Here is a 26,431-nt window from a genome sequence, read left to right on the forward strand (position 1 = left end):
CCCGGTCGAGTCGGTGGGGTCGGTCGGTCGGTCACATGCGCTCGGGGGCCGAGACGCCGAGCAGGTCCAGGCCGTTGGCGAAGACGGTGCGGGTGGCCATGACCAGCAGCAGACGGGCCTCGTTGGTCGGGGTCACCGGGTCGTCACCCTGCGGCAGCATCCGGCACTCCTTGGTGTCGTACCACTTGTTGAACACCGACGCGGTGTCCTCCAGGTAGCGTGCGATCCGGTGCGGCTCACGCAGTTCCGCAGCGCTGGCCACGACCCGCGGGAACTCCGCCAGCGCCCGGAGCAGCTCGCCGTCGCGCTCGTGGGCGAGCAGGGACAGGTCGAACTCCGCCGGGGTCCCCATGCCCAGGTCGTGGGCGTTCTCCATCATCCGGCAGGTGCGGGCGTGGGCGTACTGGACGTAGTAGACCGGGTTGTCGTTGGAGGCCTTGGTGATCTCGGCGACGTCCAGGGTCAGCGGCGAGTCGGCCGGATAGCGGGCGAGCGAGTAGCGCAGGGCGTCCACGCCGATCTCCTCGGCGAGCTCGTTGAGCGTGACGATCGTGCCGGCCCGCTTCGAGAGCTTCAGCTCGGCACCGTCGCGCATGATCTTGACCAGCTGGCCGATCAGCACCTCGAGCGTCTGGTCCGGGTCGTCCCCGACGCAGGCGGCCATCGCCCGCAACCGACCGACGTACCCGTGGTGGTCGGCGCCGAGCAGGTAGATGCAGCGGCCGAAGCCGCGCTCCCGCTTGTTCAGGTAGTAGGCGGTGTCGGAGGCGAAGTAGGTCAGCTCGCCGTCGGACTTGATCAGCACCCGGTCCTTGTCGTCACCGAAGTCGGTGGTGCGCATCCACAGCGCGCCGCCCTCCTCGTAGACGTGACCCAGCTCCTTGAGCCGGGCGAGCGTCTCGGGCACCGACCCCGACTCGTGCAGGGACAGCTCGGAGAACCACACGTCGAAGTGCGTGTTGAACCCGTCCAGCTGCCGCTGCTGCTCGGCGAGCTGGATCTCGTAGCCCTTCGCCCGTACGGCGGCGCGCCGCTCGCCGCTCGGGAGCTCGAAGATCCCGGGGCTGGCCGCGCCGACCGCCGCAGCGAGGTCGTCGACGTACGCGCCGGCGTAGCCGTCCTCGGGGCGAGGCTCACCCAGCGCCGCGGCGATGATCGAGTCGGCGAAGTGGTTCATCTGGACGCCGCGGTCGTTGATGTAGAACTCGCGGGTCACCTCGGCGCCGGCGGCGCTGAGCACCCGGCCGATCGCGTCGCCGAGCACCGCCCACCGGGTGTGCCCGAGGTGCAGCGGGCCGGTCGGGTTGGCGGAGATGAACTCGACGTTCACCCGCTCCCCGGTCAGGGTGCGGGTGTGCCCGTAGGCGCTCCCGGCGGCGACGATGTCCGCGGCCACCCGGCCCTGCGCACCGGCCTCGACGGTGATGTTCAGGAAGCCCGGGCCGGCGACCTCCACCCCGGCGATGCCGTCGAGGTCCCGGAGTCGGGTCGCGAGCAGGTCGCCGAGCGCGCGGGGGTTGGTGCCGGCCTTCTTCGCCAGCTGGAGCGCGACGTTGGTCGCGTAGTCGCCGTGCCCCTTCTGCCGGGGACGCTCGATGGTGACCTCGGTCGGGACCGGGTCGGGCAGAGCGAGCTCCCCCTCGGCCACGAGTGCGGTGAGAGTCTCGACGATGGTGCTGGAGAGCTGCGCGGGCGTCACCGGGAAAGCGTATCGGCGGGTGCCGGTTTCCCTCGCACCGATGTCGACCGGTAGTGTGCGGCTCCGCGCCGGAACCTACTCGGTTCGGGCGCGATGCCTCCGTAGCTCAGGGGATAGAGCACTGGTTTCCGGTACCAGGTGTCGCAGGTTCGAATCCTGCCGGAGGCGCCCTTGTGATGTCGCGAGACATCGGCACTGCAGCAGCACGGCAAGCACAGCCCGGTCCCCGAGGGACCGGGCTCACTGCTCTCCGGGGCAGGTCGCCAGCAGCTCGTCGAGCGCGGCGACCTCGCTGTCGTCGGCGGCCAGCTCCCACTGCTCCTTGACCGTGATCCATCCGACGGCGTAGGCGCACTGGAAGTCGGCACGGGGCCGCCAGGCCGCCGGGTCGTCCGCGCCCTTGCTCGCGTTGGTGGGCCCGTCCACCGCGAGCAGCACGCCGAGGTCGTTCGCGAACGAGCGCCGGCGGTCCTCGGTCCACGCCGCAGCGCCGGAGATCCACGCCTCGGCCAGTGGGACCACGTGGTCGATCTGGATCGCCTGCGCCTGGGAGAGGTCCTTGAGGTCGTCGAACTCGAGCCGCGCGCCGGTGTAGGGGTCCACCCACGTCCCGGCCAGCACGTCGTGGTCGCAGCTGCCCTGCACGGCGGTCCGCACCGTTCCGGGCACGGCGTCGCGCAGCAGGACGTCGTCGCGCTGGTTGCAGCCGTTGCCGTCGACGTCGGCCCAGTCGCTGCCGAAGGCCTCGCGCTGGTAGTCCGGAAGACCGGCCGGGTCGCGGTCCACGGCGGCGAGCCGGCCGAGCGCGCGCTCGGCACGTCGGACCTCCTGGACCGTCGGACGGTCGCGGACCGATGCACCGTCACCGGCGGGCGGCGAGGGGTCGGGCGAGCCCTCGGGGCGGGAGTGGGCTCGGGCGGCTCCGCCGGGTCCGCGACGCACCCGGTCAGCGCGGCGAGCACCATGACGCCGGTCGTCCCGGCACTCCGGATCCCCGTCCACCGCACGCGGTGAGCCTGCCAGAGTGGCCCGCCACTACGATCCGCAGGTGCCCGCTGATGCCTCTCCCACCGACCGCACGCCGACCGACACCGCCGTCACCGTCTACACCGACGGCGCCTGCCACGGGAACCCCGGCCCCGGCGGTTGGGGGGTGTTGATGACCTACGGTGGCCACGAGCGCGAGCTGTACGGCGGCGAGCCGGCCACCACCAACAACCGGATGGAGCTGATGGCGGCCATCCAGGCGCTCGAGACGCTCAACCGGCGCTCGCGCGTGGACCTCTACACGGACAGCAGCTATGTCCGCAACGGGATCCTCTCCTGGGTCGCGAAGTGGGAGTCCAACGGCTGGCGGACGGCCGCGAAGCAGCCGGTGAAGAACGAGGACCTCTGGCGGCGCCTGGTCGCGGCGGCCGCGGAGCACGAGGTCTCCTGGCACTGGGTCAAGGGGCATGCCGGCGACCCCGGCAACGAACGTGCCGACGAGCTGGCCGGACGCGGGGCCCGGGAGGCCACCGGCTGACCTCCCGGGCGGTCCGTCAGCCGGTGACGCCGAGGATCTCGTTGGGCGTCTGCGGCACCGGCAGGCTGTCCACGACCTCGGAGTGCCGCAGGTCGACGACGTGGATCTCCTCGCGCGCCGGATCGGTGACGTAGGCGCGGTCGCCGACCACGGCCAGCGTGGGACGCGGCTGCTGCCAGTCGCGCGGCTCGCGCCAGGGCTCGGTCACCGCGACGGTCTGCACGACCTCGGCCCGGGCCATGTCGATCCTGCGCAGCACCCCGTCGGCGCCCAGCACCAGCCCGTCCCCGTCGGGGGTGCGGCCCAGCGACCGGAAGCTGTAGCTGGCCGGCAGGTCGACGAGGTCGAGAACGCCCGCGCGCGTGTCGACGACGCTGACCCGGCGGGGCCGCTCGAGCTCCGCGTCCGGGTCGACCTTGAAGTCGCCGAGCACGTACCTCGACGTGTCGTGGCCGGCCTGGTTCCCGATCCGACCGTAGTCCCCGGGCGCGTCCACCTTGGTGATCGTCGTCCCGTCCAGGATCAGGGCGCCGTCCTCGCAGCCGAACAGGAGCGTGTCACCAGCGGTCGCCTCGCCGTGCAGGCCGGGACAGGCGTCGCTCGCCGCGAGCTCGGCACCCATCGAGGTGGTCAGCGCCAGCCCGCTGCGGGCGACCTCGTCGCCGACGCTCATCGCGACGTTGCCGTGCCCGTCGACCACGGCGACCCCGTGGTGCGCCTCGGCCGCCTGGTGCACGGCGGTCTCCGGGCCCTGGCCGTCGGCGATCGCATCGGCCAGCCCCGCACCGGCGTACGACGTCGCGACCCCGGTGGCGTCGTCGAAGGTGGTGGTGATGCCGTCGTGCACCACGACGTGCCCGGGCTCCTCGGCGGCGATGGTGAAGTCGGTCATCCGCGGGGCGCTGGTCCAGGAGTGACCGTGGTCCCCGTGCGCCTCGGTCCACGAGGCCAGGTCGAGGGCGGCGAAGCCACCGGTCGCGGAGATCAGCACGTGACGGTCGTCCCCGGCCGGGTTGAGGCGCAGGAAGCCCTCGCGCTCCTCGTCGAGGAGCACCTCCCCGCTCCGCGCGTCGAGCACCAGGACTCCCCCGTCGTAGGTCACCGCGAGGCGCGGTCGGGGCCGTCGACCTCGGTGGCCGGCGGCGTTGCCGGGGTCGGGACCTCCTCCGGGTCGGCCGCCGGCTCGGTGGTCCCACCGCAGGCGGTCAGCACCGCCGTGGCGAGGACGAGCGGTACGGCGTAGCGCAGCGGCCGGCGGAGAGCCGGGTGGACGGGGGACGCAGGGGTAGCGGCATACGCATCACTCTCAACATGAGAATGATTCTCAATTGCATTTTCTCGGCCGTCAAGACCGCCGAGAGGTCAGCAACGCTTGATCGAGGCGTCCTTCCGTGCGTCGTCGCCGTAGCGCTTCGCGGTGGCCGTGTCCGGGATCACCACGCTGGCCCCTCCCACGTTGCCGATGCCACCGGGCAGCACGCAGCCGGTGATCCGTCGCGGGTCCACCTGCGCGACGGCCTGGGCGATCCGGAAGAGCTCGGTGGGTCCCGCGTCGGTGTCCAGGTGCTGCAGGACGCTGAAGACCCCGCCCTCGATGAAGCCCGGCTCGTCGGCGCGCTGGGCGACCCGCGCCTGGATTCCCCGCATCACCCGCTGCTGGTTCGCCGAGCGGTCGAAGTCCCCACCGGCCAGCGACTTGCGCACCCGGCTGAAGGCGGTCGCGCCGTGGCCGCCGAGCCGCAGCTCGCCCTGCTCGAAGCCCTGCGGCCACAGGTACTCGTCGGAGAAGTAGCGCGGGTTGCGGACGGTGATCCCGCCGATGTCGTCCACCATGTCCCGCATCCCCCAGAACGTGGTCACCATGAGGTAGTCGGGCTCGACGCCGACGAGGTCGCCGACGGTCTGACCGAGCAGCTGCGGACCGCCGTAGTAGAGCGCGGCGTTCACCCGGTTGGAGCCCACCCCGGGGATCGGCACCCAGCTGTCCCGCGGAATCCCGATCGACGTCGCCGCACCGGTCCGGGTGTTCATCCCGACCAACTGGAGGGCGTCCCCGCGCGACCGCAGCGGATCCTCCCCCTTCCGGGCGTCGGAGCCCACCGCGAGGATCCACACCGTCTCCTGGTCCACGTCGACCCCCGCACTGTGCTGGAACTTCACCAGGGTGAACCGGGTCGGCTCCGGCGCGCTGTTCGGGATCAGCAGGATCGTCAGTCCCAGCACCAGCCCCAGGACCAGCGTGCGCAGCGCGCGACTGCTCCGACCACTCATGCCTTGCCTCCACGCTCTCGTCGGTCCAGGTCGAATCCGAACACCCGCCACTCCCCCTTCGCCGGGGCGAGGAAGACCCGGCCGGTGAGGACCTCGGTGCGCTCGGCCTCCCCGGTCAGCTCCATCACCAGACGGACCCGGGCGGTCGCCCCGCGCGGCGTGCCGCCGGGCGCCAGGACGTCGACGGTCGCCACGCTCCGGCGGACCGTCATCTCCTCGGCGTCCTTCGCGGTCGCGTTCGTGGTCACCCCGCGCTCGCGCACCGCCTGCCGGGCCGCGACGGGGGTGAACCCGCGGAACGCCGCCTTCGTGTCGACCTCGTCCCCGACCACGACGTACCCCTCCTGCCACCAGCGCTCGACGACGGAGCCGACGGAGCCGAGCAGCTCACGACGGTCGGACCTGTCCAGCCGACCGCGCACCTCTCCGAGCTCGGCCTCGACCTGCAGCTCGGCGGCCACGGTGGGCTCCTCGGACGGCGCGGGCTGGCCGGCGGGCTCCTCGTCGTCGGAGCACGCCGCGAGGGGGCCGAGGGCGAGGACGCCGACGGCGACCATCAGCCCGCGGCGGAGCTTGCGACATGGCACGCGTGGACCTCCTTGGGGTTCGGTTTTTGTCTCTTCGGTTACACCGTCCCGTAAACGGCGTCTCACCTGCGGCATTTGCTGGGTGATGGGTCTAGCCTTGTGGGGCGAGCCCGGCATCACGAGTGTGCGTGCCCGGGCAGCAGCGTTCCAAAGCCACGGGTCAGTTCATCGGAAGAGGCGAAGCACGTCGTGACGCAGTCGTCAGACCAGTCCACCACTCCCTCCCACGGCTCGGTCGAGCCGACGGGTGGCGACTTCGGAGCCAACGAGTGGCTCGTCGAGGAGATGCGGGCACGGTTCGAAGCCGATCCCGGCAGCGTGGACGCTGCGTGGGCCGCCTACTTCTCCGGGAAGCCGGCGGCCACCAACGGCACCTCGACGGCGACCGGGCCGCGCACCACCAGCAGCCCGGCGAAGGCTCCCGAGAAGAGCCCCACGAAGGGTCCGGCGAAGGCCCCCGCCGCCACCACGACCAAGGCCGCCCCCGCCGCCCCGCAGAGCTCCGCTCCCGCCCCGAAGGCGAAGCCGGCGCCGGCGACGAGCCCGGCCGCCGAGGCGAACAAGACCGAGGACCGGCCGACGCCGAAGGAGTCTCCCCGTCCCGAGCCGGTCTCCGCCACGGACGAGCCCCGGGTCACGGTGCTGCGCGGCATCCCCGCCGCCACCGCCAAGAACATGGACGTCTCGCTCGGCGTGCCGACGGCCACCTCCGTGCGCGAGATCCCGGTCAAGCTGCTCTGGGACAACCGGATCGTCATCAACAGCCACCTCGCTCGCGCCCGCGGCGGCAAGGTGTCGTTCACCCACATGATCGGCTACGCGCTGATCCGCGCCCTCAGGTCGATGCCGGAGATGAACAACTCCTACCAGGAGGTCGACGGCAAGCCGGCGATGGTGGCCCCCGCGCACATCAACCTCGGCCTCGCCATCGACCAGCAGAAGAAGGACGGCACCCGCCAGCTCGTCGCCCCCTCGATCAAGGGCTGCGAGACGATGGACTTCGCCGCCTTCTGGACCGCCTACGAGGACATGATCCGCAAGGCGAAGAGCAACAAGCTGTCCATGGAGGACTTCTCCGGTACGACGGTGAGCCTGACCAACGTCGGCGGCCTCGGCACCGTGCACTCCGTCCCCCGGCTGATGGCGGGCCAGGCCGCGATCATCGGCGTCGGCGCGATGGAGTACCCCGCCGCCTGGCAGGGCGCCTCGGAGGAGGCGATCGCCAAGAACGGCATCAGCAAGGTCATGACGATGACCTCGACCTACGACCACCGGGTCATCCAGGGCGCCCAGTCGGGTGAGTTCCTCAAGCGCGTGCACCAGCTCCTGCTCGGCGAGGAGGGCTTCTACGACGAGATCTTCCGCGCCCTGCGGATCCCGTACGAGCCGATCCGCTGGAACGCCGACATCGCGACCTCGCACGACGACGAGATCGACAAGCAGGCGCGGATCCTCGAGCTGATCCACGCCTACCGCGTGCGCGGTCACCTGATGGCCGACACCGACCCGCTGGAGTACAAGCAGCGCAGCCACCCCGACCTGCGCATCGAGTCCCACGGCCTGACGCTGTGGGACCTCGACCGGGAGTTCCCGACCGGTTCCTTCGGCGGCTCCGACCGCCGCTTCATGAAGCTGCGCCACATCCTCGGCATCCTGCGCGACTCCTACTGCCGCACCACCGGCATCGAGTACATGCACATCATGGACCCGGAGCAGCGCCGCTGGATCCAGGAGCGGGTGGAGCAGCCGCACACCAAGCCTCCCCGCGAGGAGCAGCTCCGGATCCTGCTCAAGCTGAACCAGGCCGAGGCGTTCGAGACCTTCCTGCAGACCAAGTTCGTCGGCCAGAAGCGCTTCTCGCTCGAGGGTGGCGAGACCACCATCCCGGTGGTCGACGAGATCGCCGAGGCCGCCGCCCAGGAGGGCCTCGACGAGGTCGCGATCGGCATGGCCCACCGCGGCCGGCTCAACGTGCTGGCCAACATCGTCGGCAAGTCCTACAACCAGATCTTCCGCGAGTTCGAGGGCAACATCGACCCGCGGACGGTGCAGGGCTCCGGCGACGTCAAGTACCACCTCGGCGCGGAGGGCGAGTTCAGCGCCGGCACCGGCGAGACCATCAAGGTCTCCGTCGCGGCCAACCCCTCGCACCTCGAGACCGTGGACCCCGTGCTGGAGGGCATCGCCCGCGCCAAGCAGGACGTGCTGGACCAGGGCGAGGGCTTCCCGGTGCTGCCCGTGCTGCTGCACGGCGACGCCGCGTTCGCCGGCCAGGGCGTGGTCGCGGAGACGCTGAACCTCTCGCAGCTGCGCGGCTACCGCACCGGCGGCACCGTGCACGTGGTGATCAACAACCAGGTCGGGTTCACCACCTCCCCCGGCTCCTCGCGGTCCTCCCTCTACGCGACCGACGTGGCCCGGATGGTGCAGGCCCCGATCTTCCACGTGAACGGCGACGACCCGGAGGCGTGCATCCGCGTCGCTCGGCTCGCCTTCGAGTACCGCCAGGCCTTCAACAAGGACGTCGTGATCGACCTCGTCTGCTACCGCCGGCGCGGTCACAACGAGGGCGACGACCCGAGCTTCACCCAGCCGCTGATGTACGACCTGATCGAGCAGAAGCGCTCGGTGCGCAAGCTCTACACCGAGTCCCTGATCGGGCGTGGCGACATCACCATCGAGGAGGCCGAGCAGGTCCTCCGCGACTACCAGCAGCAGCTCGAGCGGGTCTTCACCGAGGTCCGTGAGGCCACCTCGGCACCGTCGGAGTGGACCACGGTGCCGGAGTACCCGGAGAAGCCGGCCGGCGACACCGAGACCGCGATCACCCGAGAGGTGCTCAAGCGGATCTCCGACGCCTACGTGACCCCGCCCGAGGGGTTCACCGTGCACCCGAAGGTGATGCCCCAGCTCCAGCGCCGTGCCGCCGCGATCACCGACGGTCCGATCGACTGGGCCACCGGCGAGATCCTCGCCTTCGGCTCGCTGCTGATGGACGGACGCCCGGTGCGTCTGGCCGGACAGGACAGCCGTCGCGGCACCTTCGTGCAGCGGTTCGCCACGATCATCGACCGGATCAACGCCGACGAGTGGACGCCGCTGTCCAACCTGACCGACGACCAGGCGAAGTTCTTCGTCTACGACAGCCTGCTCTCGGAGTACGCCGCCCTCGGCTTCGAGTACGGCTACTCGGTGGCACGTCCGGACGCGCTGGTGCTCTGGGAGGCGCAGTTCGGCGACTTCGTCAACGGCGCCCAGACCGTCATCGACGAGTACATCTCCTCGGGCAAGACCAAGTGGGGCCAGGACTCGGGTGTCGTGCTGCTCCTCCCGCACGGCTACGAGGGCCAGGGTCCGGACCACTCCTCGGCACGGATCGAGCGGTTCCTCACGCTCTGCGCCGACGAGGCCATGGTCGTGGCTCAGCCGTCCACCCCGGCATCGCACTTCCACCTGCTGCGTCGTCACTCCCTCGGCGACGAGCACAAGCCCCTGATCGTGTTCACGCCGAAGTCCATGCTCCGGCGCAAGGAGGCCGCGTCGCAGCCGGCCGACTTCACCGAGAACGGCTTCCGGCCGCTGATCACCGACGACGCCGCCGACGCGGACCAGGTCGACACCCTGCTGCTCTGCTCGGGCCGGATCACCTGGGACCTGATGGTCGAGCGCAACAAGCGCGAGGACGGCGGACGGTTCGCGATCGCCCGGGTCGAGCAGCTCTACCCGGAGCCGGCCGAGGACATCGCCGCCGAGATCAAGCGGTTCCCCAACCTCGAGAACGTCCGTTGGGTCCAGGACGAGCCCGCGAACATGGGCCCGTGGCCCTACTACGGGCTCAACGTGTTCCCGGGGATCGGCCACCAGGTCGACCTGATCAGCCGCGCCCCGTCCTCCTCCCCCTCCGTCGGCGCCGCCAAGCGCCACATGGAGGAGCAGAAGGACCTGGTCAACCGCGCGTTCGCCTGACCACCCCGATCGACGATGTACTTCACCGATCGCGGGATCGAGGAGCTCCAGAAGCGCCGGGGTGACGAGGAGGTCACCCTGGCGTGGCTGGGCGAGCGGCTGCAGGAGTTCACCGACACCCACCCGGAGTTCGAGACCGCGGTGGAGCGGTTCGCCACCTGGCTGGCGCGGTTGGACGACCCCGAGGACTGATCGCCCGCCGCGCTCGGGTCCCACCCTGCACGAAGCCGCCGCCGGAGATGCTCCGGCGGCGGCTTCGTCGTGCTGGCACGGGCGCGGGCGGTGCTCTCAATCGCCCCTCATCGGTCGCGCCTCATTCGTCGCCCCCAGCGTCGCCCCCAGCGTCGTGGTGATCGGACGAGGCGCGGCGTGAGGAGTCCCGGATCTCGAACAGCTCGGTCGCCAGTCCCCCCACGGCTGCCGCGACGTCGCCCACGGCGCGGGTGATGATCGTGGCGACCTCCCCCACCGTGTGCGAGGCGGCCTGGGCGCCTGCCTGCAACGCGTCCTTGGTGATCTCGCCCCGGCTGAGGTGGTCGCGTCCGTCGGTCATGTCACCAGTCTCCCGCGTGCGCCCTCAGGCCGCCAGGGGCTGCTCGGCGGGGGTGGGCGCCGGCTCCGGGGAGCGGCGCCCGGGCAGGGCGAGCCGGCAGATCTTGCGGGCCACGCTCAGCAGCTGCCGGTGCAGCGGACCGGTGTTGTAGTCCAGGCCGTAGCGTTCGCAGATCTCGCGCACCTCCTCGGCGATCTGCGGGTAGCGGCGCGCCGGGAGGTCGGGGAAGAGGTGGTGCTCGATCTGGTGCGACAGGTTGCCCGACATCAGGTGGAAGAGCCGGCTGCCGGTGATGTTCGCCGAGCCGAGCAGCTGGCGCAGGTACCACTGCCCGCGGCTCTCGTCCTCGGTCTCCTCGACGGAGAACGAGGCGACCCCGGCCGGGAAGTGGCCGCAGAAGATGATGTTGAACGCCCAGATGTTGCGGATCAGGTTCGCCGTGGCGTTGCCGGCGAAGGTCAACGGGAACAGCGGACCGGTCAGCGCCGGGAAGAGCAGGTAGTCCTTGACCGCCTGGCGCCGGATCTTGCGGATCAGGCCGGGGTAGAGCGGCTTGTTGTCCGCGAGCGACCGCCGGCCGGCGACGATGTTCTCCACCTCGAGGTCGTGCAGGGCCACGCCCCACTCGAAGAGCAGCATCAGGAGCAGCGCGTAGACCGGGTTGCCCAGGTAGTAGGGATGCCACTTCTGGTCCGGATCCATCCGCAGGATGCCGTAACCCACGTCGCGGTCCTTGCCGACGATGTTGGTGAAGGTGTGGTGGATGTAGTTGTGGCTGTACTTCCACTGCTCGCCCGGGCAGACCGTGTCCCAGTCGAACATCCGCGAGGACAACGCGGGATCGCCCATCCAGTCGTACTGGCCGTGCATCACGTTGTGGCCGATCTCCATGTTGTCCAGGATCTTGGAGATGCTCAGCGACGCCACCGCGAGCGGCCAGGCGGGCGGCAGGTAGAACAGCGCGCGCCCGGCCACCTCGAACCGGCGCTGGGCCTTCACCACGTTGCGGATGTAGGTGGCGTCCTCCTCGCCGAGGTCGGCGATGACCCGCTGGCGGATCGCGTCCATCTCGTCGCCGAAGGCCTGCAGTTGCTCGGGTGTCATCCCGACCCGCGCGGCGATCCGGCTGTGCGGAGTGTCCTCGTTCGCCGCCGGCGCGGCGGTCCGGCGGGCGGTCGTTGTGCTGTTCGTGGTCATCTGGTTCACCTCTCGAAGGGTGGGGAGCGTGTGCTGGGGAGTGCGCATCGCGGAGCGCGCGCCTAGAGGTCGACCTGGCAGTCACCGACGGGGCGGGTCACGCAGATCCGGATCTCCTCGTCCGGCAGCGAGGACTCCTCGCCGGTCAGCACGTTGCGGGTGGTGCCGGCCGTCTTGGTCGCGGTGCAGGAGAAGCAGATGCCCATCCGGCATCCGAACTCCGGACGCAGGCCGAGCTCCTCGGCCTGCTCGAGCAGGGTGGCGGTGCCCGCCGCGCCCGACACCGCCGAGCGCGCGAAGGTCACCACCCCGTCCACGTCGTCCTCGTCGCCGGCGGCCCGGGCGACGGACGGCTTGAAGAACTCCATCCGCAGCCGCGACGAGTCCCGGTAGGCGTCGGTGACCAGCTCGACGAGGCCCGCAGGACCGCACAGCCAGGTGTCGACGTCGGCGTAGTCGGGCACCAGACGGCGCAGCTCGAATTCGCTGAAGCGGTGGTCGCCGTGGCGAAGGTGCACCGTGACCCCGTTGTCGGCCTCGGCGATCGCAGCCAGCTCGTCGGCGAAGATCTGGTCCTCGAGGCTGCGCGCGTAGTGCAGGAAGGTCACTCGGCGGCCGGCGTGGCCGTCGTACCCGTCCCGGAGGAGGGTGCGCAGCATGGACATGGCCGGGGTGATCCCGGAGCCGCCGGTGATGAAGAGCAGGTGGTTGTTGGTGGGGGTCGCCGGACTCTCGGAGAGGGTGAACTCTCCGCGCGCCTGGCTCAGGTGCACGATCTCGCCGGGCTCCGCCCCTTCGACCAGGTACGACGACACCTGGCCCTCCGCGTGCGCGCGGACGGTCAGCGTGAACTCGTCACCGGGCGCGGACGCCGCCGAGGAGATGGAGAACGCCCGGGTGAGCCGCTTGGCCGCGCCGGGCATCTCGACGCCGACGAGGACGTGCTGCCCGGCGCGGTGTCCGCGCCAGCTCGTCGTGGGCCGGAGGGTCAGGGTGGCGACGGGCGCGTCGCCCTCGGCGGACGTCTCCCGGCGGATGTCGACGATGCGCGCCCGCACCTCGTGGGCAGCCCACATCGGGTTGAACTGCTCGAGGTAGCGGTCCACGCCGTGCGGTGCGGTGAGGGCAGCGACCAGGCGGGAGCGGAGCACCCGTCCGATCGGTTCGGCGGTCAGGGCCGTCATGGCACCTCCTGGGTGTCGAACGATGCTCGACCGAGTTTCGGTGAACATCCGTACACCCAAAGGATGCCCGCGACGACGCGTCGCGGTCAACAGCCGTCGGCAGTGAGAGTGCACACATGTGCACCGGCGTAGGATGCCGGCGTGACCACCTCCCCGCTGACCCGCGCCGAGCAGAAGGAGCGCACCCGCCGCGCCGTCCTCGACGCGGCGCTCGGGCTCTGCGAGGACGCCCCGCTGGCGGCCCTCTCACTGCGCCAGGTCGCCAAGGAGGTCGGCATCGTGCCGACCGCGTTCTACCGTCACTTCGCCTCGATCGAGGACCTGGGCCTGGCGCTGGTCGAGGAGTCGCTCGCGACGCTGCGCGGCGTGCTGCGGGACGTGCGGCGCGGACCGGGGCCCTCCTACGCCGCGATCATCGACGCCTCGGTGGCCGTCCTGGTCGACCACGTACGACGCCAGCGGCGCCACTTCACCTTCATCGCCCGGGAGCGGATGGCCGGACCACCCGCCGTACGGGACGCCATCGCGACCGGCATCGGACTCTTCGAGCGCGAGCTGGCCACCGACCTGGCGCACCTGCCCGGGACCGACACCTGGGCGGCCGAGGACCTCCGCATCCTCTCCGACCTGATCGTCTCCGCGATGGTCACCACCGCGGAGAAGCTGGTCGGCACCGAGGCAGGCTCCCCCGCGGAGTCCGCCGTCGCCGCCACCGCTCGCGCTCAGCTGCGGATGACGCTGGTCGGCGCCGCCAACTGGCACCCGGCCTGATCGGACCCGCGGCCCCGCCCGGGCCGGCGGGTCAGTGCGCCGCCGGCACGCCCTCGGGCGCCTCGACCTTCGACGGCAGCAGGACCGCGGTGACGACCACCACGACCGCGATCAGCGCGCCCCCGGCGAAGGCCCACTGCAGGCCTCCCATCGCCGCGTCGACCGGATCCGCCCCGCCGGCCAGCAGGCTGTCCGCACGGTTGTCCATCACCACGATCAGTGCCGCGGTCCCGATCGCGCCGGCGACCTGCTGGAGGGTGCCCAGCAGGGAGCTGCCGTGCGAGTAGAGGTGCGGCGGGAGGTCACCGAGGCCGAGGGTGAACACCGGGGTGAAGACCATCGCCAGGCAGATCATCAGGACCATGTGGATCGCCAGGACCACGCCGAACGGGGTGTCCAGGGCGAGCCGGGTCAGCAGCCCGAGCGCGACCACCATGCCGATCGAGCCCGGGATCACCAGCGGCCGCGAGCCGAACCGGTCGTAGAGCTTGCCGACCTGCGGGCCGAGCAGGCCCATCACGATTCCACCCGGCATGACCAGGAGGCCGGCCTCCAGCTCGCTCAGACCGCGCAGCGTCTGCAGGTAGAGCGGCAGCAGGATCATCGAGCCGAGGAACGCCATGAAGCCGGCCGACATCAGCACCAGCGACAGCGCGTAGGTGCGGTGGGTGAGGGTCCGCAGGTCGAGCAGTGGCGAGTCGGTGCGCTGCAGCACCACCTGGTAGACGGCGAACGCCACGACCATCGCCACGCCGACGCCGATGAACGCCGCCGGCTGGATCCACGAGCCGACGCCCAGCCTGCTCAGTCCGTAGACCAGGCTGCTGAAGCCACCCGCCGCCAGCACCACGCTGAGCCAGGACGGGCTCCCCCGGTCGGCTCCCCGACGTTCTCCAGCAGGCGCATCCCCCACAGCCCGACCAGGACGGCGATCGGCAGCACGAACACGAAGATCAGCCGCCACGAGCCGAGTTCCAGGATCACCCCGGAGACGGCCGGGCCCATCGCCGGCGCGCAGGACATCGCCAGCGTCACGTTGCCCATCACCCGCCCGCGGTCCTGGGGCGCGACGACGGTCATCAGCGTCGTCATCAGCAGCGGCATCATCACCGCGGTGCCGGCGGCCTGGACGACGCGGCCGACCAGGAGAACCTCGAAGCTGGGCGCAACCGCGGCGATCGCGGTGCCGATGGTGAAGGTGATCATCGCCGAGCCGTAGGCGACCCGGGTCGTCACCCGCTGCAGGAACCAGCCGGTCACCGGGATCACCGCGGCCATGGTCAGCATGAAGACCGTCGAGAGCCACTGCGCGGACCGCTCGCTGACGCCGAAGTCGGCCATCAGCCGCGGAATCGCGTTGACCATGATGGTCTCGTTGAGGATGACCACGAACGTCGCCGCGACCAGCAGCACGATCACCAGCGGCGTCCGTCCGGACGGCGCGAACTCGTTCTCGAACTCGGCCAGGTCCGCGTCGCCGGGCTCACCCGGCTCCGGGCGGGGCGAGGTGGTGGTCGGGTCGGTGGGCGCACTCATGCTGGGTCCTCTTCGCTGTCAGGGGCCGATCGCCCGGTACGACGTGGCCCGCGACGCATCCGGTGCACGGCCGGCGGCGTCGGTCGACGGGTTCGCCTGTGCCACGAACGGCGGGTCACCGATACGACCGCCCGGGACGGGCTTCCTCATCGGTGACCGGTCCACCGCGGCTGCTGCCGCGGGCGACGAACGCGGGCGCCCGGTCACGAGCAGCAATGCTCACCGACGCTGCGGTATTCCCGCGAACGAATATCGACCCGCGGCCGAACGATGCGGGACCGGGGTCGGTCGCCGCTCCGGTCAACGGGTCAGCACGATCTTGCCGAAGAGGTCGCCCGCGGCCATCGCCTCGAGTCCCTCCCGGGCCCGGTCCATCGGCAGTGCCCGGTCCACCAGCGGGCGGGTGCCGGTCGCCTCCAGCATCGCCACCAGCGCGGCCAGCTCGCCACGGGTGCCCATCGTCGAGCCGATCACGCTCAGCTGCTTGAAGAAGATCTGCGGGAGCATCGCGTCGTCGAGCCGCGGGCCGGAGGTCGCCCCGGAGGTGACCAGGCGGCCGCCCGGGCGCAGCGAGCGGACCGAGTGCTCCCAGGTCGCCCGGCCCACGGTCTCCATCACCGCGTCGACCTTGGCCGGCAGCCGCGTCCCGGACAGGTAGGTCTCGTGGGCCCCCAGCTCGGCGGCACGGGCCAGCTTCGCCTCGTCGCGGCTGGTCGCGACCACCTTGAGGCCGCCGGCCCGCGCCAGCACGATCAGCGCGGTCGCCATGCCACCCCCCGCGCCCTGCACCAGGACCGACTCCCCCGGCACCATCCGCCCCTGGACGAAGAGCATCCGGTAGGCGGTGAGCCAGGCGGTCGGCACGCAAGCCGCCTCCGCGAACGACAGCGACGGCGGCTTGGCGATCACGTTGCGCCGCGGCACCGCGACCTTCTCGGCGAAGGTGCCCTGATGCACCTCGGTCAGCAGCGACCGGTCGGGGTCGAGGGTCTCGTCGCCGGACCAGTCCGGGTCCGAGATGACCGCGTGCACGATCACCTCGTTGCCGTCCTCGTCCAGACCCGAGGCGTCGCAGCCCAGGATCATCGGGAGCCGCTCCGCCTTGATCCCGACCCCGCGCAGGGTCCACAGGTCGTGGTGGTTGAGGGAGGCCGCCTTCACCGTCACCGTCGTCCACCCGTCCGGCGCGGAGGGCTCCGGGCGCTCGCCGACCACCAGTCCGGCGAGCGGGTCGTCGGGGTGGAAGGACTCGGCGTACACGGCGAACATGGCCGCGAGACTAGCGAGCGGACGCGGCGCCCGGTGGGCGTGCCGACGTCGGATGGGTCACAGCCGTAGCCGGGGCCCGCACCGCTCAGGCGCGGGCGACCCCGTCACGTCGGGCCGCATCGGCCACCGCAGCGGCGACCGCGGGACCGACCCGCGGGTCGAACGGCGAGGGGATCACCAGGTCCTCGGTGAGGTCGTCGCCGACCAGCGCGGCGAGCGCGTCGGCGGCGGCGACCTTCATCCCCTCGGTGATCGCGGAGGCCCGCGCGTCGAAGGCGCCCCGGAAGATGCCGGGGAAGGCGAGCACGTTGTTGATCTGGTTCGGGAAGTCCGACCGGCCGGTCGCCACGATCCGCGCGTGCCGGTGCGCCACGTCCGGGTGCACCTCCGGGTTCGGGTTCGCCATCGCGAAGATGATCGCGTCGTCGGCCATCGTGGCGACGATCTCCTCGGGGATCGTGCCACCGGAGACGCCCACGTAGACGTCGGCGCCGGCGAACGCGTCGGCGAGGCTGCCGCTGCGACCGGTGCGGTCCGCGGTGAGCTGCGCGAGCTCCTTCTTGACCGGGGTGAGGTCGTGCCGGTCGGAGGAGACGACTCCCTTGCGGTCGGTCACCACGATGTCCTCGATGCCGGCCGCGAGCAGGATCTTGGCGATCGCGACACCGGCGGCGCCGGCTCCGGAGATCACCACCCGGGTCCGGTCGGCGCTGCGCCCGGTGAGCTTGAGCGCGTTGACCAGGGCCGCCAGGGTGACCACGGCGGTCCCGTGCTGGTCGTCGTGGAAGACGGGGATGTCGAGGCGCTCCTTGAGCCGGTCCTCGATCTCGAAGCACCGCGGGGCGGAGATGTCCTCGAGGTTGACGCCGCCGAAGCTCGGCGCGAGCCGCACGACCGTCTCGATGATCTCGTCCACGTCGGTGGTGGCCAGGCAGATGGGCACGCCGTCGACGCCGCCGAACTGCTTGAAGAGGACGGCCTTGCCCTCCATCACCGGCATGGCGGCGGCGGGACCGATGTCACCGAGGCCCAGCACCGCGGTGCCGTCGGTGACGATCGCGACCGTGTTCGGCACCCACGTGTAGTGCTGCGTCATCGCGGGATCGGCTGCGATCGCCTCGCACACCTCGGCCACGCCGGGGGTGTAGGCGAGAGAGAGCTGGTCCTTGGTCGCCACCTCGGCCGTCGCCACGGTCTCGAGCTTGCCGCCCACGTGGAGGTCGAAGACCGGTTCACCCGCGCGAGGGTGGGAGGGAGGGGTCGGAACGTCAGCAGCCACGAGGTACGAGTTTGGCACATGTCCTCGGCGGGTCCGCCGGGTCCCGCCCACTGGGCCCACCTCCGCCGGAGGGTCCGACCGGTCCCGCCCGATCAGTCGCGCCCGGCCGTTCCGGAGGGTGCCGGCAGCCGACGGCGCGGCCGCGGCCAGACACGCGCGCGCACCACTCCGAGGATCCGCTCGTCCGGGATCGGCCCGCGGTGACGCGAGTCGACACCCACCGGCGCCGCGTCGCCCACCAGCCACCACCCGGTACGACGCCGCTCGACCGCCCGCTTGACCACCACCGCCCCGTCGGGGAACCGGGCGACCACGACGTCGCCGGCGCGGGGCTCGACGTCGTACCGGACCAGGAGCCGGTCGCCGGGGGCCAGCGTGGGGCGCATCGACTCGCCGTGCACGACCGCCATCCCGACCCGGGGCAGACGCCGCTCCAGGGGGCCGGATCCGGCTCGATCCGGGCCTTCGGGCCGGTCCGCCGTTGCTCGTCTCGCCACGACGAGTAGTGTCGCAGGCAGCATCAATCAACCGTGAGAACGCGCGTCACCACCCGGTGATCGCCAGAGAGGATCAGGCATGCTCTCCCGACTTTTCGCCCGCACGATCGACGTCTCCGCCCACTGCGACCTCCCTTGTGGGGTCTACGACCCGGCCCAGGCCCGGATCGAGGCCGAGTCGGTCAAGGCCGTCATCGCCAAGGCCGCCGACAGCGACGACCCGGACTTCCGCACCCGTGCCGTGCTGATCAAGGAGCAGCGCTCCGAGCTGGTCAAGCACCACCTCTGGGTGCTGTGGACCGACTACTTCAAGCCGCCGCACTTCGAGAAGTACCCGCAGCTGCACACCCTCGTCAACGAGGCCACCAAGCTCGCCGGCGCGGCCGGCACCAAGGGCACGATGGACGCCGAGGCCGCCGACCAACTCCTCGCCAAGATCGACGAGATCGCCGAGATCTTCTGGGAGACGAAGAAGTGAGCTGACAGCTCCACCGAACGCCTCGAGACCCGCCCGGGTCTCGGGGCGTTCTGCATTTCTCGGGTCCGGGATCCGCGCCCCGCCCTCCCTCGCGTCTCCCCCCGTGCGCGAGGCGGAGAGATTTCTCCGCGCGGACTCGTAACCCCGGCGCCCGGCAGGCGTTGGGAGGGACGTACGCGAATTCTGTGATCTAGGTCTCGGGTTCCTCGGTTCAGGGCTAGCGTGCGGCCACCGTCGAGCACGCGCTCGGATTACTGGTCCGCCGTTCTCCGTGGAGCAAGGAACCGGCGGCCGACTCTGGAGGGAGTAACCCGCAATGCATCGCAACCTGATGAAGATCCTGCTCAGCCTGGCGCTCGCGCTCGGTCTCTCGTTCGTCGCCGTCGGCGCGTCGAGTCCGGCCCAGGCGGCGCCGGCCCCCAGCTCCGCGCCCGCTGCGCCGACGGCGGCGAAGGCCGCCCCGTGCGCCAAGCAGCGGCAGAAGGTCAAGCGGACCAAGAAGGCCGTCAACAAGAACAAGAAGAAGGTCAAGAAGTCCAAGCGGCACCACAACCGCAAGTGGGTCAAGAAGAACCAGAAGAAGGTCAAGCAGTCCAAGAAGCGCCACAACAAGGCCAAGAAGGCCCTGCGCAAGTGCCGCGCCAACCACCAGGGCGGCGGCGGCAACACCGACAGCCCGATCCAGGCGCTGTGCGATGCCGGCATCCCCCAGGCGCTCTGCGACGCGTTGGCCGGGCTGATCCCCGGCGGCAACCCCGCTGACCAGATCCAGCTGCTCTGCGACAACGGCGTGCCGCAGGAGGTCTGCGACGGTCTCGCAGCCCTGCTCGAGACCGACCCGACCGACCCGGCGTCGGCCCTCGACGCGCTGGTCGACCTGCTGAGCGGCATCGTCGGCGCCCTGCCCGCACCGCTCGGCCCGGGCCTGGTCGACCTGCTCGAGGCACTGCTCGGCAGTGGCCTCCCCGAGCTTCCGGGCCTCCCGGGTCTGCCGGGGCTGAGCTCGGCAGCCTGACCTGATCTCTGCAGTACCTACCCGACAGCGGCCGCCGGGCTCGACCCGGCGGCCGCTGTCGTAGGCTCTGCACACCGGTGGCCCACCACGGTCCACCCGTCGTCGACCACACGGAGGATCTGATGTCCGGGACGAGCAGCCTCGCCGTGGAGGGCGCCCACGGCGCGGGCGCACAGCCGACCGTCGAGCTCAGGCTCCCGGCCGACGGGGCCTACGCCTCCGTGCTCCGCACCCTCGCCGCCGGCCTGGCGGCCCGCCTGGACTTCACGATGGACGACATCGAGGACCTCCGCATGGTGGTCAGCGAGGCCGCTTCCCTGGTCCTCGAGCGCGCCGCCGAGGGCGGTGTGCTCACCTGCACCTTCGACCTCAGCCACACCGACCGGCTGAGCCTCGAGGTCGCCACGGAGACCTCGATGCCGGCCTCGGCCGACTACGAGAGCTTCGGCTGGCAGGTGCTCGCCGTGCTCGCCGAGGAGGCGTCGATCGACGCGACAGCGAGTCGGTTCAGCGTTCGAGCGACGGTGCTGTCCGCTCTCGAGCGCGACGCCGGGGCGTGAGATGACCCCGGAGACCTCTCGGGACAGCGCACCTCCGACGGCCCTGGAGCGGACCCGCGCGCGGTCCGCGGAGCTCTTCGTCGAGTTCCGTGACGAGAGCGCCTCTCCGCCCGCGCGCGACGGCGCCCGCGAGGCGCTCGTCCACCTGCACCTCCCGCTCGTGGAGCACTGCGCCCGCCGCTTCCGCAACCGGGGCGAGCCCTTCGAGGACCTGGTCCAGGTCGGCACGATCGGCCTGATCAAGTCGATCGACCGCTTCGACACCGAGCGCGGCGTCGAGTTCTCGACCTACGCCACCCCCACCATCATCGGCGAGATCAAGCGCTACTTCCGCGACAAGGGGTGGGCGATCCGGGTCCCCCGGCGGCTGCAGGAGCTGCGCATGCAGATCACCAGCGCCACCGCGGAGCTGACCCAGAGCCTGGGCCGGTCGCCGACACCGCGGGAGCTCGCCGAGGCGATCGGCTGCTCGGTGGAGGAGATCGTCGAGGGCATGGAGTCGAGCAACGCCTACTCGACGCTGAGCCTCGACGCCACCGACGACGGCGAGGACGGCGCCGGGCAGAGCATGCTGGACGCGCTCGGCGTCGACGACGAGGGCCTCGAGCACGTCGAGCTGCGCGAGTCGATCAAGCCGCTCCTGGAGAGCCTGCCGGCGCGCGAGAAGAAGATCCTGCTGCTGCGCTTCTTCAAGAACATGACCCAGTCGCAGATCGCCGCCGAGATCGGGGTCTCGCAGATGCACGTGTCCCGGCTGCTCACCCGCACCCTGGCGCAGTTGCGTCAGTCCCTGGAGCAGGAGTAGCCGCGCCTCCGCCCTCGCTCCTCAGCCCTCGGCACCGGCCGCGCCGTCACTCCTGACCATCGGCGCGGTCATCGGCGTGGGCATCGGCGTGCGCGAGCGCCTCGGTGGTGGCCGGGTGCACCACCCCCGCCAGCGCGACCAGGGCGACCACAGCGAGACCGAGCGCGACCGCCACCTGGTCGCGCAGGGTCCAGGCCAACCCCAGGGTGATCAGCTGGGTGAGCAGGACCAGCCCGCGAGCCCACCCGGCACGGCGCCAGAGCGCCGCGGCGCCGACCAGCAGCAGCACGCCGTAGCCGGTGAAGAACACCGCCGTGGACAGTCCCAGCGACCGGCGCTCCTCGGTGGTCGCGGCGACCTCGAGGGCAGCGACCATCAGCAGTGCCATCCCCTGCACCGCCACGAGGGACGCGGCCACCACCAACGGGGCGGGAGGGTGCTGTGCTGCTGGGGAGGAGTCGTGCTCGGTCACCGGCCCAGCCTAGGCGGCGCCCGCCCATCGGCTCCGGCCCGCCCGGGCCCCTTACACCGGACGGTCCCGCGACGGGTGACTTATTCCCGGTGACCTGCGATCATCCCCTGTGATCCATCAGACCCGTCACAACCCTTGATTCGGGACCGTTTCCTTGGAAACCTAGCCGGAGCGATCGTGAAACCGTTCACTTTTGCGGTTTCAGGTGTGCCCGGAACCCGGGTGCACAAGTCGGACGAAAGAGGACATCCCCACCCATGGATTGGCGTCATCGTTCCGCATGCCTCGACGAGGATCCGGAGCTGTTCTTCCCGATCGGCAACACCGGTCCGGCGATCCTCCAGATCGAGGAAGCCAAACAGGTCTGCCGACGCTGCGACGTGCGCGAGCAGTGTCTCGCGTGGGCGCTGGAGGCAGGACAGGACCATGGCGTCTGGGGTGGCCTGAGCGAGGACGAGCGTCGTGCGCTGAAGCGACGCAACGCCCGGGCCCGCGTCCGCACCTCGGTCTGATCCGGTCTCCTCAGGGCTCCCGGCACGCCCGACCGCCTCGCCTCAGTCGAGCGGGAGGACCAGGTCGGCCCGGGTGCCGCCCTCGGGTCCGTGCCCCAGGGTCAGGTGCCCCCGGAGCTCGGACTCCACCAGGGTGCGCACGATCGAGAGGCCCAGGCTGCTGGAGGTGTCGAGGTCGAAGCCCTCGGGCAGGCCACGGCCGTCGTCGCTGACGGTCACCTCGAGGGTGCCACCGCGGCGTTGGGCGGCCAGCACGATCCGGCCCTCCTGACCCGGGTCGAACCCGTGCTCCGCGGCGTTCTGCATCAGCTCCATGACCACCATGGCAAGCGGCGTCGCCTGCTCGGAGTCGAGCTCGCCGAAGGCTCCCTCCCGGCGCACCTCCACGGCCGCCGTGGTGGCGCCGACGTCGGTCACCAGCCGAGCCAGCCGGTCGGCGATGTCGTCGAAGGCGACGGCCTCCTCCGCGGTCTGGCTCAGCGTCTCGTGCACGATCGCGATCGACCCGACCCGGCGTACCGCCTCCTCGAGGGCTGCCGTCGCCTCGGTCCCGTCGATGCGGCGCGCCTGGAGACGCAGCAGCGCGGCCACCGTCTGCAGGTTGTTCTTCACCCGGTGGTGGATCTCGCGGATCGTGGCGTCCTTGGTCACCAGCTCCCGGTCACGCCGGCGCAGGTCGGTCACGTCGCGCAGCAGGATCAGGCCGCCGATCTGGTCTCCGCCGGGCGCCCGCAGTGGGATCGAGCGCACGATGATGGCGACGCCGTCGCTGCCGCCCGGAGCGCCGAGCTCGCTGTCCCGCGGCGCCCGGGCGCTGAGCACCACGCTGAGCGTCTCCTCGTCGGGCCGGTGGCGCGGCGGCACCAGCTCCCGGGTCAGGTCGGCCAGGCTGTGGCCGGACAGGTCGCCGGTGAGGCCGAGCTTGCGATAGACCGAGAGCGCGTTCGGGCTGGCGTAGACCACCCGCCCGGCGGCGTCGACCCGGAGGAACCCGTCACCCACCCGTGGCGAGTCCGCGTGGTCGCTGCGCTGTCCCTCCGCCGGGAACAGCCCGGCGGCGATCATCGCGCCGAGGTCGCCCGCGGTCTGCAGATAGCTGATCTCGAGCCGGCTCGGGGTCCGGATCCCCAGCACGCTGGTGTTGCGGCTGATCACCGCGATCACCTGCCCGGCCCGACGTACCGGGATCGCCTCGACCCGGACCTGCACGTCCTCGCGCCACTCCGGGGCGCCCTCGCGCATCAGGCGCCCCAGCTCGAAGGCCGCCTCGACGAGCTGTCGCCTCCCCGGGGCGCGTAGGTACCGACCAGGTCGTCGACGTACGCCGTCGGGCCGGTCGTGGGGCGCACCTGGCCGCCGACCCACAGGCCGGCGCCGGAGCGGTCCGGCAGCCAGAGCACCAGGTCGGCGAAGGCGAGGTCGGCGATGATCTGCCAGTCCGCCTGCAGCAGCTGGAGCCAGGCGATGTCGTCCTCGTCCAACGCGGTGTGGGCCCGGGCGACGGCAGGCAGCGACGGCACGGAGCAACGGTAGCGCCCACCCCCGGCGGGTCCTCGATCAAGGCTGGAGGTGACTCACGGGTAGCCCCCGTTCGGGGCTCCGTCATGGTTTGGCAAGATGACCGACTATGACTCGGGTTGACTGGCGCCATGTGCGCGCTGCCGACTTCCCGGTCCCCAATGTCGCTCCCCTTGCGGACCTGACCACCGAGCTGACCAGCCTGCTGGGAAGCCCCGACCCGGAGCTGCGGGACGAACTCGCGCTCCCCACCCTGCAGACCTGGATCCGGCGCGGGGTGTACGACCACCTCCTGGCCGGTCTCGGCGACGGGATCGCCGCCGGCCTCAACAACGGCCTGGGCCGGCGCGACGACGACAGCGTGTTCCGGCGCAGCCGGTCCGCCAGCGTCCTCGCCGCCTGCATCCGGCGCGACACCGCCGTCCCGTTGCTGACCGGCGGCCGGGTGCTGGACTGGGCGGACCGGCTGGCGACGTGGCTGCTCTCCGAGCGCGACCTGCGCCCGCACGCGGAGCAGAAGGGCTGGGTCCGCGCGATCAGCCACGGCGCCGACGCGCTCGCCGCCGTCGCCGGGTCCCCGCACTGCGGGCGTGCCGAGCTCTCCATCCTGCTGGACATGATCGGCGAGCGCGTGACGGCGCCGGCCCGGACGCACTGGGCCGCCGACGAGGCCGACCAGCTGGCGGCGGCGACCACCCGCCTGCTCAAGCGCAGCACGCTGCCGCTGGACCACGTGGAGCTGTGGATCGCCACCATCGGCGACCGGTCCTACGGTCGGCGGATCGGGCACGGCTCGCCCGACGCGGTGGCGATCAACACCGATGCCTTCATCCGGGCGATGTATCTCAACCTCGCGCTCGCCCCGGACCCTCCGGCGATCAGGGCGAACCTGCTGCTCACCGTGGTCGCGGTGCTCCGCGAACTGCACCCCGAGCTGCTCGGCGGCCAGGACCACAGTCCTCACCGCGGTTGATCCGGACACCCCCTGACGCGGTTGAGCCGGCCTGAGTAACGTGCGGCCATGACCTCAGCGAGTGACGCAGCACACCCCGGTCCGGTCGGCGCGAACGACGGCGAGGAGGTCGAGGGCCACGCGGGCGAGCTCGCGGTCCGGGTGGCGGCTGCTCACGGCGTGGAGACCATGTTCACGCTCTCCGGCGCCCACGTCTTCCCGATGTACGACGGCGCGGTGAGGTCCGCCGAGACCGACCGCCCGGTGCGGCTGGTCGATGTCCGCCACGAGCAGACCGCGGCCTTCGCCGCCGAGGCGACCGGCAAGCTGACCCGGGTCCCCGGACTCGCGGTGCTGACCGCCGGCCCCGGTGTCACCAACGGCGTCAGCGCGATGGCGCAGGCGCGCTTCGCCGGCAGCCCGATGGTGGTGGTGGGCGGTCGTGCCCCCAACAACCGGTGGGGTACCGGCGCGCTGCAGGAGATCGACCACCTGCCGATCGTGGAGCCGGTGACCAAGCTGGCCCGCACCCTGATGACCGCCGGCGACGTCGCCGGCGGGTTCGACGAGGCCTTCACCGCGGCACGCTCCTCGCACCGCGGGCCGACCTACGTCGACGTCCCGATGGACGAGTTCTTCAACACCGGCGCCGGCGTCGTCCCGGTGATCGGCGCCGGGACCGGTCGTGGCGCGACCCCGGACTCCGACGCGCTCGCCCGGATCGCCGCGCTGCTCTCCGCCGCAGCTCGGCCGGTCCTGGTGCTGGGCACCGACGTGTGGGCCGACGGGGCCGAGGAGGCCGCCCGCCGGTTCGTCGAGGAGACCGGCATCCCCACGCTGACCAACGGCATGGGCCGCGGTCTCCTGCCGGGCGGTCACCGGCTGCTGGTCACCAAGGCCCGCGGGCAGGCGCTCGGCAACGCCGACCTGGTGATCGTGGTCGGCACTCCCCTGGACTTCCGGATGGGTTACGGCGTCTTCGGGGCAAGGACGGCGCGCCGCCGGCCCGCGTGGTGCACGTCGCCGACTCCGCGGACCAGGTCTCCGGTCACGCGGACCTGGCCGCGTCGGTCAGCGGCGACCTGACCCAGGTGTTCGACGGCCTGCTGGCGGCGTTCGCCGAGGAGGTCACGCCGGCCTGGGGCGAGTGGGAGGACACCCTGGCCGACACTGTGGCGGCCGCCACCGCGCGCGACGCCGAGCTGCTGCGCGCCGAGGCCGACCCGATCCACCCGGCCCGGATCTACGGGGAGCTGGTCCCCCGGCTCGCGGACGACGCCGTGGTGGTGGGCGACGGCGGTGACTTCGTCTCCTTCGCCGGCAAGTTCGTGGAGCCCCAGCGCCCCGGCTGCTGGCTGGACCCCGGCCCCTACGGCTGCCTGGGGCAGGGCTGGGCGCCGCGATCGCCGCCCGGATCGCCCGTCCCTCCGCGCAGGTGGTGCTGCTTCTCGGCGACGGCGCGGCCGGCTTCTCGCTGATGGACGTGGACACCCTGGTGCGCCACGACCTGCCCGTGGTGATGGTGATGGGCAACAACTCCGCCTGGGGCCTGGAGAAGGGGCCGATGCAGATGCTCTACGGCTACGACGTGGCCGCCGACCTGGCGCCGCGCACCGCCTACGACCAGGTGGTCTCCGCGCTCGGCGGGGCCGGGGAGACGATCACCGACCCGCGCCAGATCGGCCCCGCGCTGGATCGTGCGTTCGCCGCGAACACGCCGTACCTGCTCAACGTGATCACCGACGTCGATGCCGCCTACCCGCGCAGCACCTTCGGGATCTGAGG

Annotated in this window: 28 protein-coding genes, 1 tRNA gene and 1 pseudogene; 14 read left to right on the top strand and 16 right to left on the bottom strand. The window is 71.5% G+C overall.

The genetic code is table 11. The features are described from left to right. Nucleotides 1-31: 31 nt before the first annotated feature. The gene (gene argS, locus FIV43_RS09455; protein ID WP_141013926.1) at nucleotides 32-1,699 is read right to left on the bottom strand and encodes an arginine--tRNA ligase; all 1,668 of its coding nucleotides are present in this window, start codon (nucleotides 1,697-1,699) and stop codon (nucleotides 32-34) included. Between the two features lie 95 nt (nucleotides 1,700-1,794). Here argS and FIV43_RS09460 point away from each other — a divergent pair. Continuing rightward, nucleotides 1,795-1,867, top strand: a tRNA-Arg gene (locus FIV43_RS09460). Nucleotides 1,868-1,939: 72 nt separating this feature from the next. On the opposite strand, the gene FIV43_RS09465 is transcribed toward FIV43_RS09460, so the two are convergent. Then, nucleotides 1,940-2,641, bottom strand: a complete 702-nt coding sequence (locus FIV43_RS09465) for an HNH endonuclease family protein (RefSeq protein ID WP_181407739.1) — start codon at nucleotides 2,639-2,641, stop codon at nucleotides 1,940-1,942. 106 nt (nucleotides 2,642-2,747) lie between these two features. Between FIV43_RS09465 and rnhA the strand changes: the two genes are divergently transcribed. Beyond that, nucleotides 2,748-3,224: a ribonuclease HI gene (gene rnhA, locus FIV43_RS09470; RefSeq protein WP_141013928.1), complete on the top strand. Its 477-nt coding sequence runs from the start codon at nucleotides 2,748-2,750 to the stop codon at nucleotides 3,222-3,224. Nucleotides 3,225-3,240: 16 nt separating this feature from the next. Here the strand turns inward: rnhA and FIV43_RS09475 are convergent, their stop codons facing one another. From FIV43_RS09475 to FIV43_RS09485, 3 genes are all read right to left on the bottom strand, one after another. Next, complete coding sequence (locus tag FIV43_RS09475) at nucleotides 3,241-4,326, bottom strand: hypothetical protein (protein ID WP_141013929.1); 1,086 nt, start codon at nucleotides 4,324-4,326, stop codon at nucleotides 3,241-3,243. A 260-nt stretch (nucleotides 4,327-4,586) separates the two neighbouring features. Beyond that, a complete protein-coding gene (locus tag FIV43_RS09480; RefSeq protein WP_141013930.1) occupies nucleotides 4,587-5,495 on the bottom strand; it encodes an LCP family protein in 909 nt (302 codons plus the stop codon). Further along, nucleotides 5,492-6,082 (bottom strand): hypothetical protein, encoded by a 591-nt coding sequence (locus tag FIV43_RS09485; RefSeq protein WP_141013931.1) that lies wholly within the window; start codon nucleotides 6,080-6,082, stop codon nucleotides 5,492-5,494. The genes FIV43_RS09480 and FIV43_RS09485 overlap by 4 nt, the downstream gene beginning before the upstream one ends. A 189-nt stretch (nucleotides 6,083-6,271) precedes the next feature. Here FIV43_RS09485 and FIV43_RS09490 point away from each other — a divergent pair, with 189 nt between their 5' ends. Further along, nucleotides 6,272-10,048 (top strand): multifunctional oxoglutarate decarboxylase/oxoglutarate dehydrogenase thiamine pyrophosphate-binding subunit/dihydrolipoyllysine-residue succinyltransferase subunit, encoded by a 3,777-nt coding sequence (locus FIV43_RS09490; RefSeq protein WP_141013932.1) that lies wholly within the window; start codon nucleotides 6,272-6,274, stop codon nucleotides 10,046-10,048. Between the two features lie 15 nt (nucleotides 10,049-10,063). Beyond that, on the top strand, nucleotides 10,064-10,240 hold the full coding sequence (locus tag FIV43_RS20945; protein ID WP_181407740.1) for a DUF6104 family protein: 177 nt from the start codon (nucleotides 10,064-10,066) through the stop codon (nucleotides 10,238-10,240). 121 nt (nucleotides 10,241-10,361) lie between these two features. Here the strand turns inward: FIV43_RS20945 and FIV43_RS09495 are convergent, their stop codons facing one another. The 3 genes from FIV43_RS09495 to FIV43_RS09505 form a co-directional block, all read right to left on the bottom strand. Next, nucleotides 10,362-10,601, bottom strand: a complete 240-nt coding sequence (locus FIV43_RS09495) for a hypothetical protein (RefSeq protein WP_141013933.1) — start codon at nucleotides 10,599-10,601, stop codon at nucleotides 10,362-10,364. A gap of 24 nt (nucleotides 10,602-10,625) precedes the next feature. Next, entirely contained in the window at nucleotides 10,626-11,798 is a 1,173-nt protein-coding gene (locus FIV43_RS09500) for a fatty acid desaturase family protein (RefSeq protein WP_141013934.1), read from the bottom strand. 62 nt (nucleotides 11,799-11,860) lie between these two features. Further along, complete coding sequence (locus FIV43_RS09505; RefSeq protein ID WP_141013935.1) at nucleotides 11,861-12,982, bottom strand: ferredoxin reductase; 1,122 nt, start codon at nucleotides 12,980-12,982, stop codon at nucleotides 11,861-11,863. A gap of 141 nt (nucleotides 12,983-13,123) precedes the next feature. Here FIV43_RS09505 and FIV43_RS09510 point away from each other — a divergent pair, with 141 nt between their 5' ends. After that, entirely contained in the window at nucleotides 13,124-13,753 is a 630-nt protein-coding gene (locus FIV43_RS09510) for a TetR family transcriptional regulator (RefSeq protein WP_141013936.1), read from the top strand. A gap of 31 nt (nucleotides 13,754-13,784) precedes the next feature. Here FIV43_RS09510 and FIV43_RS22265 read toward each other — a convergent pair whose 3' ends face one another. From FIV43_RS22265 to sodX, 5 genes are all read right to left on the bottom strand, one after another. Next, complete coding sequence (locus FIV43_RS22265) at nucleotides 13,785-14,603, bottom strand: MFS transporter (protein WP_231123884.1); 819 nt, start codon at nucleotides 14,601-14,603, stop codon at nucleotides 13,785-13,787. Next, nucleotides 14,558-15,289: an MFS transporter gene (locus tag FIV43_RS22270; protein ID WP_231123885.1), complete on the bottom strand. Its 732-nt coding sequence runs from the start codon at nucleotides 15,287-15,289 to the stop codon at nucleotides 14,558-14,560. Before FIV43_RS22270 ends, FIV43_RS22265 begins: the two co-directional genes overlap by 46 nt. A 300-nt stretch (nucleotides 15,290-15,589) precedes the next feature. After that, nucleotides 15,590-16,558 (bottom strand): zinc-binding dehydrogenase, encoded by a 969-nt coding sequence (locus tag FIV43_RS09520; protein WP_141013937.1) that lies wholly within the window; start codon nucleotides 16,556-16,558, stop codon nucleotides 15,590-15,592. 85 nt (nucleotides 16,559-16,643) lie between these two features. Next, nucleotides 16,644-17,771, bottom strand: coding sequence for an NAD(P)-dependent malic enzyme (locus tag FIV43_RS09525; protein ID WP_196781024.1), 1,128 nt, complete (start codon nucleotides 17,769-17,771; stop codon nucleotides 16,644-16,646). A 158-nt stretch (nucleotides 17,772-17,929) separates the two neighbouring features. Beyond that, entirely contained in the window at nucleotides 17,930-18,334 is a 405-nt protein-coding gene (gene sodX / locus FIV43_RS09530; RefSeq protein ID WP_231123886.1) for a nickel-type superoxide dismutase maturation protease, read from the bottom strand. A 79-nt stretch (nucleotides 18,335-18,413) separates the two neighbouring features. Between sodX and sodN the strand changes: the two genes are divergently transcribed. The 4 genes from sodN (at nucleotide 18,414) to FIV43_RS09550 (ending at nucleotide 21,192) form a co-directional block, all read left to right on the top strand. Continuing rightward, entirely contained in the window at nucleotides 18,414-18,812 is a 399-nt protein-coding gene (gene sodN, locus FIV43_RS09535) for a superoxide dismutase, Ni (RefSeq protein ID WP_141013940.1), read from the top strand. A 316-nt stretch (nucleotides 18,813-19,128) separates the two neighbouring features. After that, the gene (locus tag FIV43_RS09540) at nucleotides 19,129-19,827 is read left to right on the top strand and encodes a hypothetical protein (RefSeq protein WP_141013941.1); all 699 of its coding nucleotides are present in this window, start codon (nucleotides 19,129-19,131) and stop codon (nucleotides 19,825-19,827) included. A gap of 122 nt (nucleotides 19,828-19,949) precedes the next feature. Continuing rightward, nucleotides 19,950-20,387 (top strand): ATP-binding protein, encoded by a 438-nt coding sequence (locus FIV43_RS09545; RefSeq protein ID WP_141013942.1) that lies wholly within the window; start codon nucleotides 19,950-19,952, stop codon nucleotides 20,385-20,387. 1 nt (nucleotide 20,388) lies between these two features. Next, nucleotides 20,389-21,192: an RNA polymerase sigma factor SigF gene (locus FIV43_RS09550; protein ID WP_141013943.1), complete on the top strand. Its 804-nt coding sequence runs from the start codon at nucleotides 20,389-20,391 to the stop codon at nucleotides 21,190-21,192. 46 nt (nucleotides 21,193-21,238) lie between these two features. On the opposite strand, the gene FIV43_RS09555 is transcribed toward FIV43_RS09550, so the two are convergent. Beyond that, a complete protein-coding gene (locus FIV43_RS09555; RefSeq protein WP_141013944.1) occupies nucleotides 21,239-21,664 on the bottom strand; it encodes a hypothetical protein in 426 nt (141 codons plus the stop codon). Nucleotides 21,665-21,921: 257 nt separating this feature from the next. On the opposite strand from FIV43_RS09555, the gene FIV43_RS09560 reads away from it, so the two are divergent. Next, nucleotides 21,922-22,176 (top strand): WhiB family transcriptional regulator, encoded by a 255-nt coding sequence (locus tag FIV43_RS09560; RefSeq protein ID WP_141013945.1) that lies wholly within the window; start codon nucleotides 21,922-21,924, stop codon nucleotides 22,174-22,176. Between the two features lie 42 nt (nucleotides 22,177-22,218). On the opposite strand, the gene FIV43_RS09565 is transcribed toward FIV43_RS09560, so the two are convergent. Continuing rightward, nucleotides 22,219-23,241 carry a sensor histidine kinase gene (locus FIV43_RS09565; protein WP_407938890.1) on the bottom strand — a complete coding sequence of 341 codons (1,023 nt, stop codon included), beginning with the start codon at nucleotides 23,239-23,241 and terminating at the stop codon, nucleotides 22,219-22,221. Between the two features lie 75 nt (nucleotides 23,242-23,316). After that, a pseudogene (locus tag FIV43_RS23505) lies at nucleotides 23,317-23,696 on the bottom strand (histidine kinase N-terminal domain-containing protein); the annotation flags it as partial. A gap of 131 nt (nucleotides 23,697-23,827) precedes the next feature. Between FIV43_RS23505 and FIV43_RS09570 the strand changes: the two are divergent. The 4 genes from FIV43_RS09570 to FIV43_RS22285 are packed head-to-tail and all read left to right on the top strand — an operon-like array spanning nucleotide 23,828 to nucleotide 26,429. Further along, nucleotides 23,828-24,667 (top strand): DUF2785 domain-containing protein, encoded by an 840-nt coding sequence (locus FIV43_RS09570; protein ID WP_231123887.1) that lies wholly within the window; start codon nucleotides 23,828-23,830, stop codon nucleotides 24,665-24,667. Between the two features lie 48 nt (nucleotides 24,668-24,715). Then, complete coding sequence (locus tag FIV43_RS22275; RefSeq protein ID WP_231123888.1) at nucleotides 24,716-25,732, top strand: thiamine pyrophosphate-binding protein; 1,017 nt, start codon at nucleotides 24,716-24,718, stop codon at nucleotides 25,730-25,732. Then, nucleotides 25,660-26,124, top strand: a complete 465-nt coding sequence (locus FIV43_RS22280; protein WP_231123889.1) for a hypothetical protein — start codon at nucleotides 25,660-25,662, stop codon at nucleotides 26,122-26,124. Before FIV43_RS22275 ends, FIV43_RS22280 begins: the two co-directional genes overlap by 73 nt. After that, nucleotides 26,082-26,429, top strand: a complete 348-nt coding sequence (locus FIV43_RS22285) for a thiamine pyrophosphate-dependent enzyme (RefSeq protein ID WP_231123890.1) — start codon at nucleotides 26,082-26,084, stop codon at nucleotides 26,427-26,429. Before FIV43_RS22280 ends, FIV43_RS22285 begins: the two co-directional genes overlap by 43 nt. The last annotated feature ends 2 nt before the right edge of the window (nucleotides 26,430-26,431 follow it).

It is taken from the genome of Nocardioides sambongensis (genome assembly GCF_006494815.1).
In the GTDB taxonomy this organism is placed as follows: domain Bacteria; phylum Actinomycetota; class Actinomycetes; order Propionibacteriales; family Nocardioidaceae; genus Nocardioides; species Nocardioides sambongensis.

What these genes read in the sequence shown, in the direction of transcription:
- FIV43_RS09560 (WP_141013945.1), top strand. Translation starts at nt 21,922, where the DNA reads ATGGATTGGCGTCATCGTTCCGCATGCCTCGACGAGGATCCGGAGCTG.
- FIV43_RS09540 (WP_141013941.1), top strand. Translation starts at nt 19,129, where the DNA reads ATGCATCGCAACCTGATGAAGATCCTGCTCAGCCTGGCGCTCGCGCTC.
- FIV43_RS22275 (WP_231123888.1), top strand. Translation starts at nt 24,716, where the DNA reads ATGACCTCAGCGAGTGACGCAGCACACCCCGGTCCGGTCGGCGCGAAC.
- FIV43_RS09505 (WP_141013935.1), bottom strand. Translation starts at nt 12,982, where the DNA reads ATGACGGCCCTGACCGCCGAACCGATCGGACGGGTGCTCCGCTCCCGC.
- FIV43_RS09495 (WP_141013933.1), bottom strand. Translation starts at nt 10,601, where the DNA reads ATGACCGACGGACGCGACCACCTCAGCCGGGGCGAGATCACCAAGGAC.
- FIV43_RS09520 (WP_141013937.1), bottom strand. Translation starts at nt 16,558, where the DNA reads ATGTTCGCCGTGTACGCCGAGTCCTTCCACCCCGACGACCCGCTCGCC.
- FIV43_RS09550 (WP_141013943.1), top strand. Translation starts at nt 20,389, where the DNA reads ATGACCCCGGAGACCTCTCGGGACAGCGCACCTCCGACGGCCCTGGAG.
- FIV43_RS20945 (WP_181407740.1), top strand. Translation starts at nt 10,064, where the DNA reads ATGTACTTCACCGATCGCGGGATCGAGGAGCTCCAGAAGCGCCGGGGT.
- FIV43_RS09500 (WP_141013934.1), bottom strand. Translation starts at nt 11,798, where the DNA reads ATGACCACGAACAGCACAACGACCGCCCGCCGGACCGCCGCGCCGGCG.
- FIV43_RS09565 (WP_407938890.1), bottom strand. Translation starts at nt 23,241, where the DNA reads ATGATCGCCGCCGGGCTGTTCCCGGCGGAGGGACAGCGCAGCGACCAC.
- FIV43_RS09480 (WP_141013930.1), bottom strand. Translation starts at nt 5,495, where the DNA reads ATGAGTGGTCGGAGCAGTCGCGCGCTGCGCACGCTGGTCCTGGGGCTG.
- FIV43_RS22270 (WP_231123885.1), bottom strand. Translation starts at nt 15,289, where the DNA reads ATGAGTGCGCCCACCGACCCGACCACCACCTCGCCCCGCCCGGAGCCG.
- sodN (WP_141013940.1), top strand. Translation starts at nt 18,414, where the DNA reads ATGCTCTCCCGACTTTTCGCCCGCACGATCGACGTCTCCGCCCACTGC.
- FIV43_RS09545 (WP_141013942.1), top strand. Translation starts at nt 19,950, where the DNA reads ATGTCCGGGACGAGCAGCCTCGCCGTGGAGGGCGCCCACGGCGCGGGC.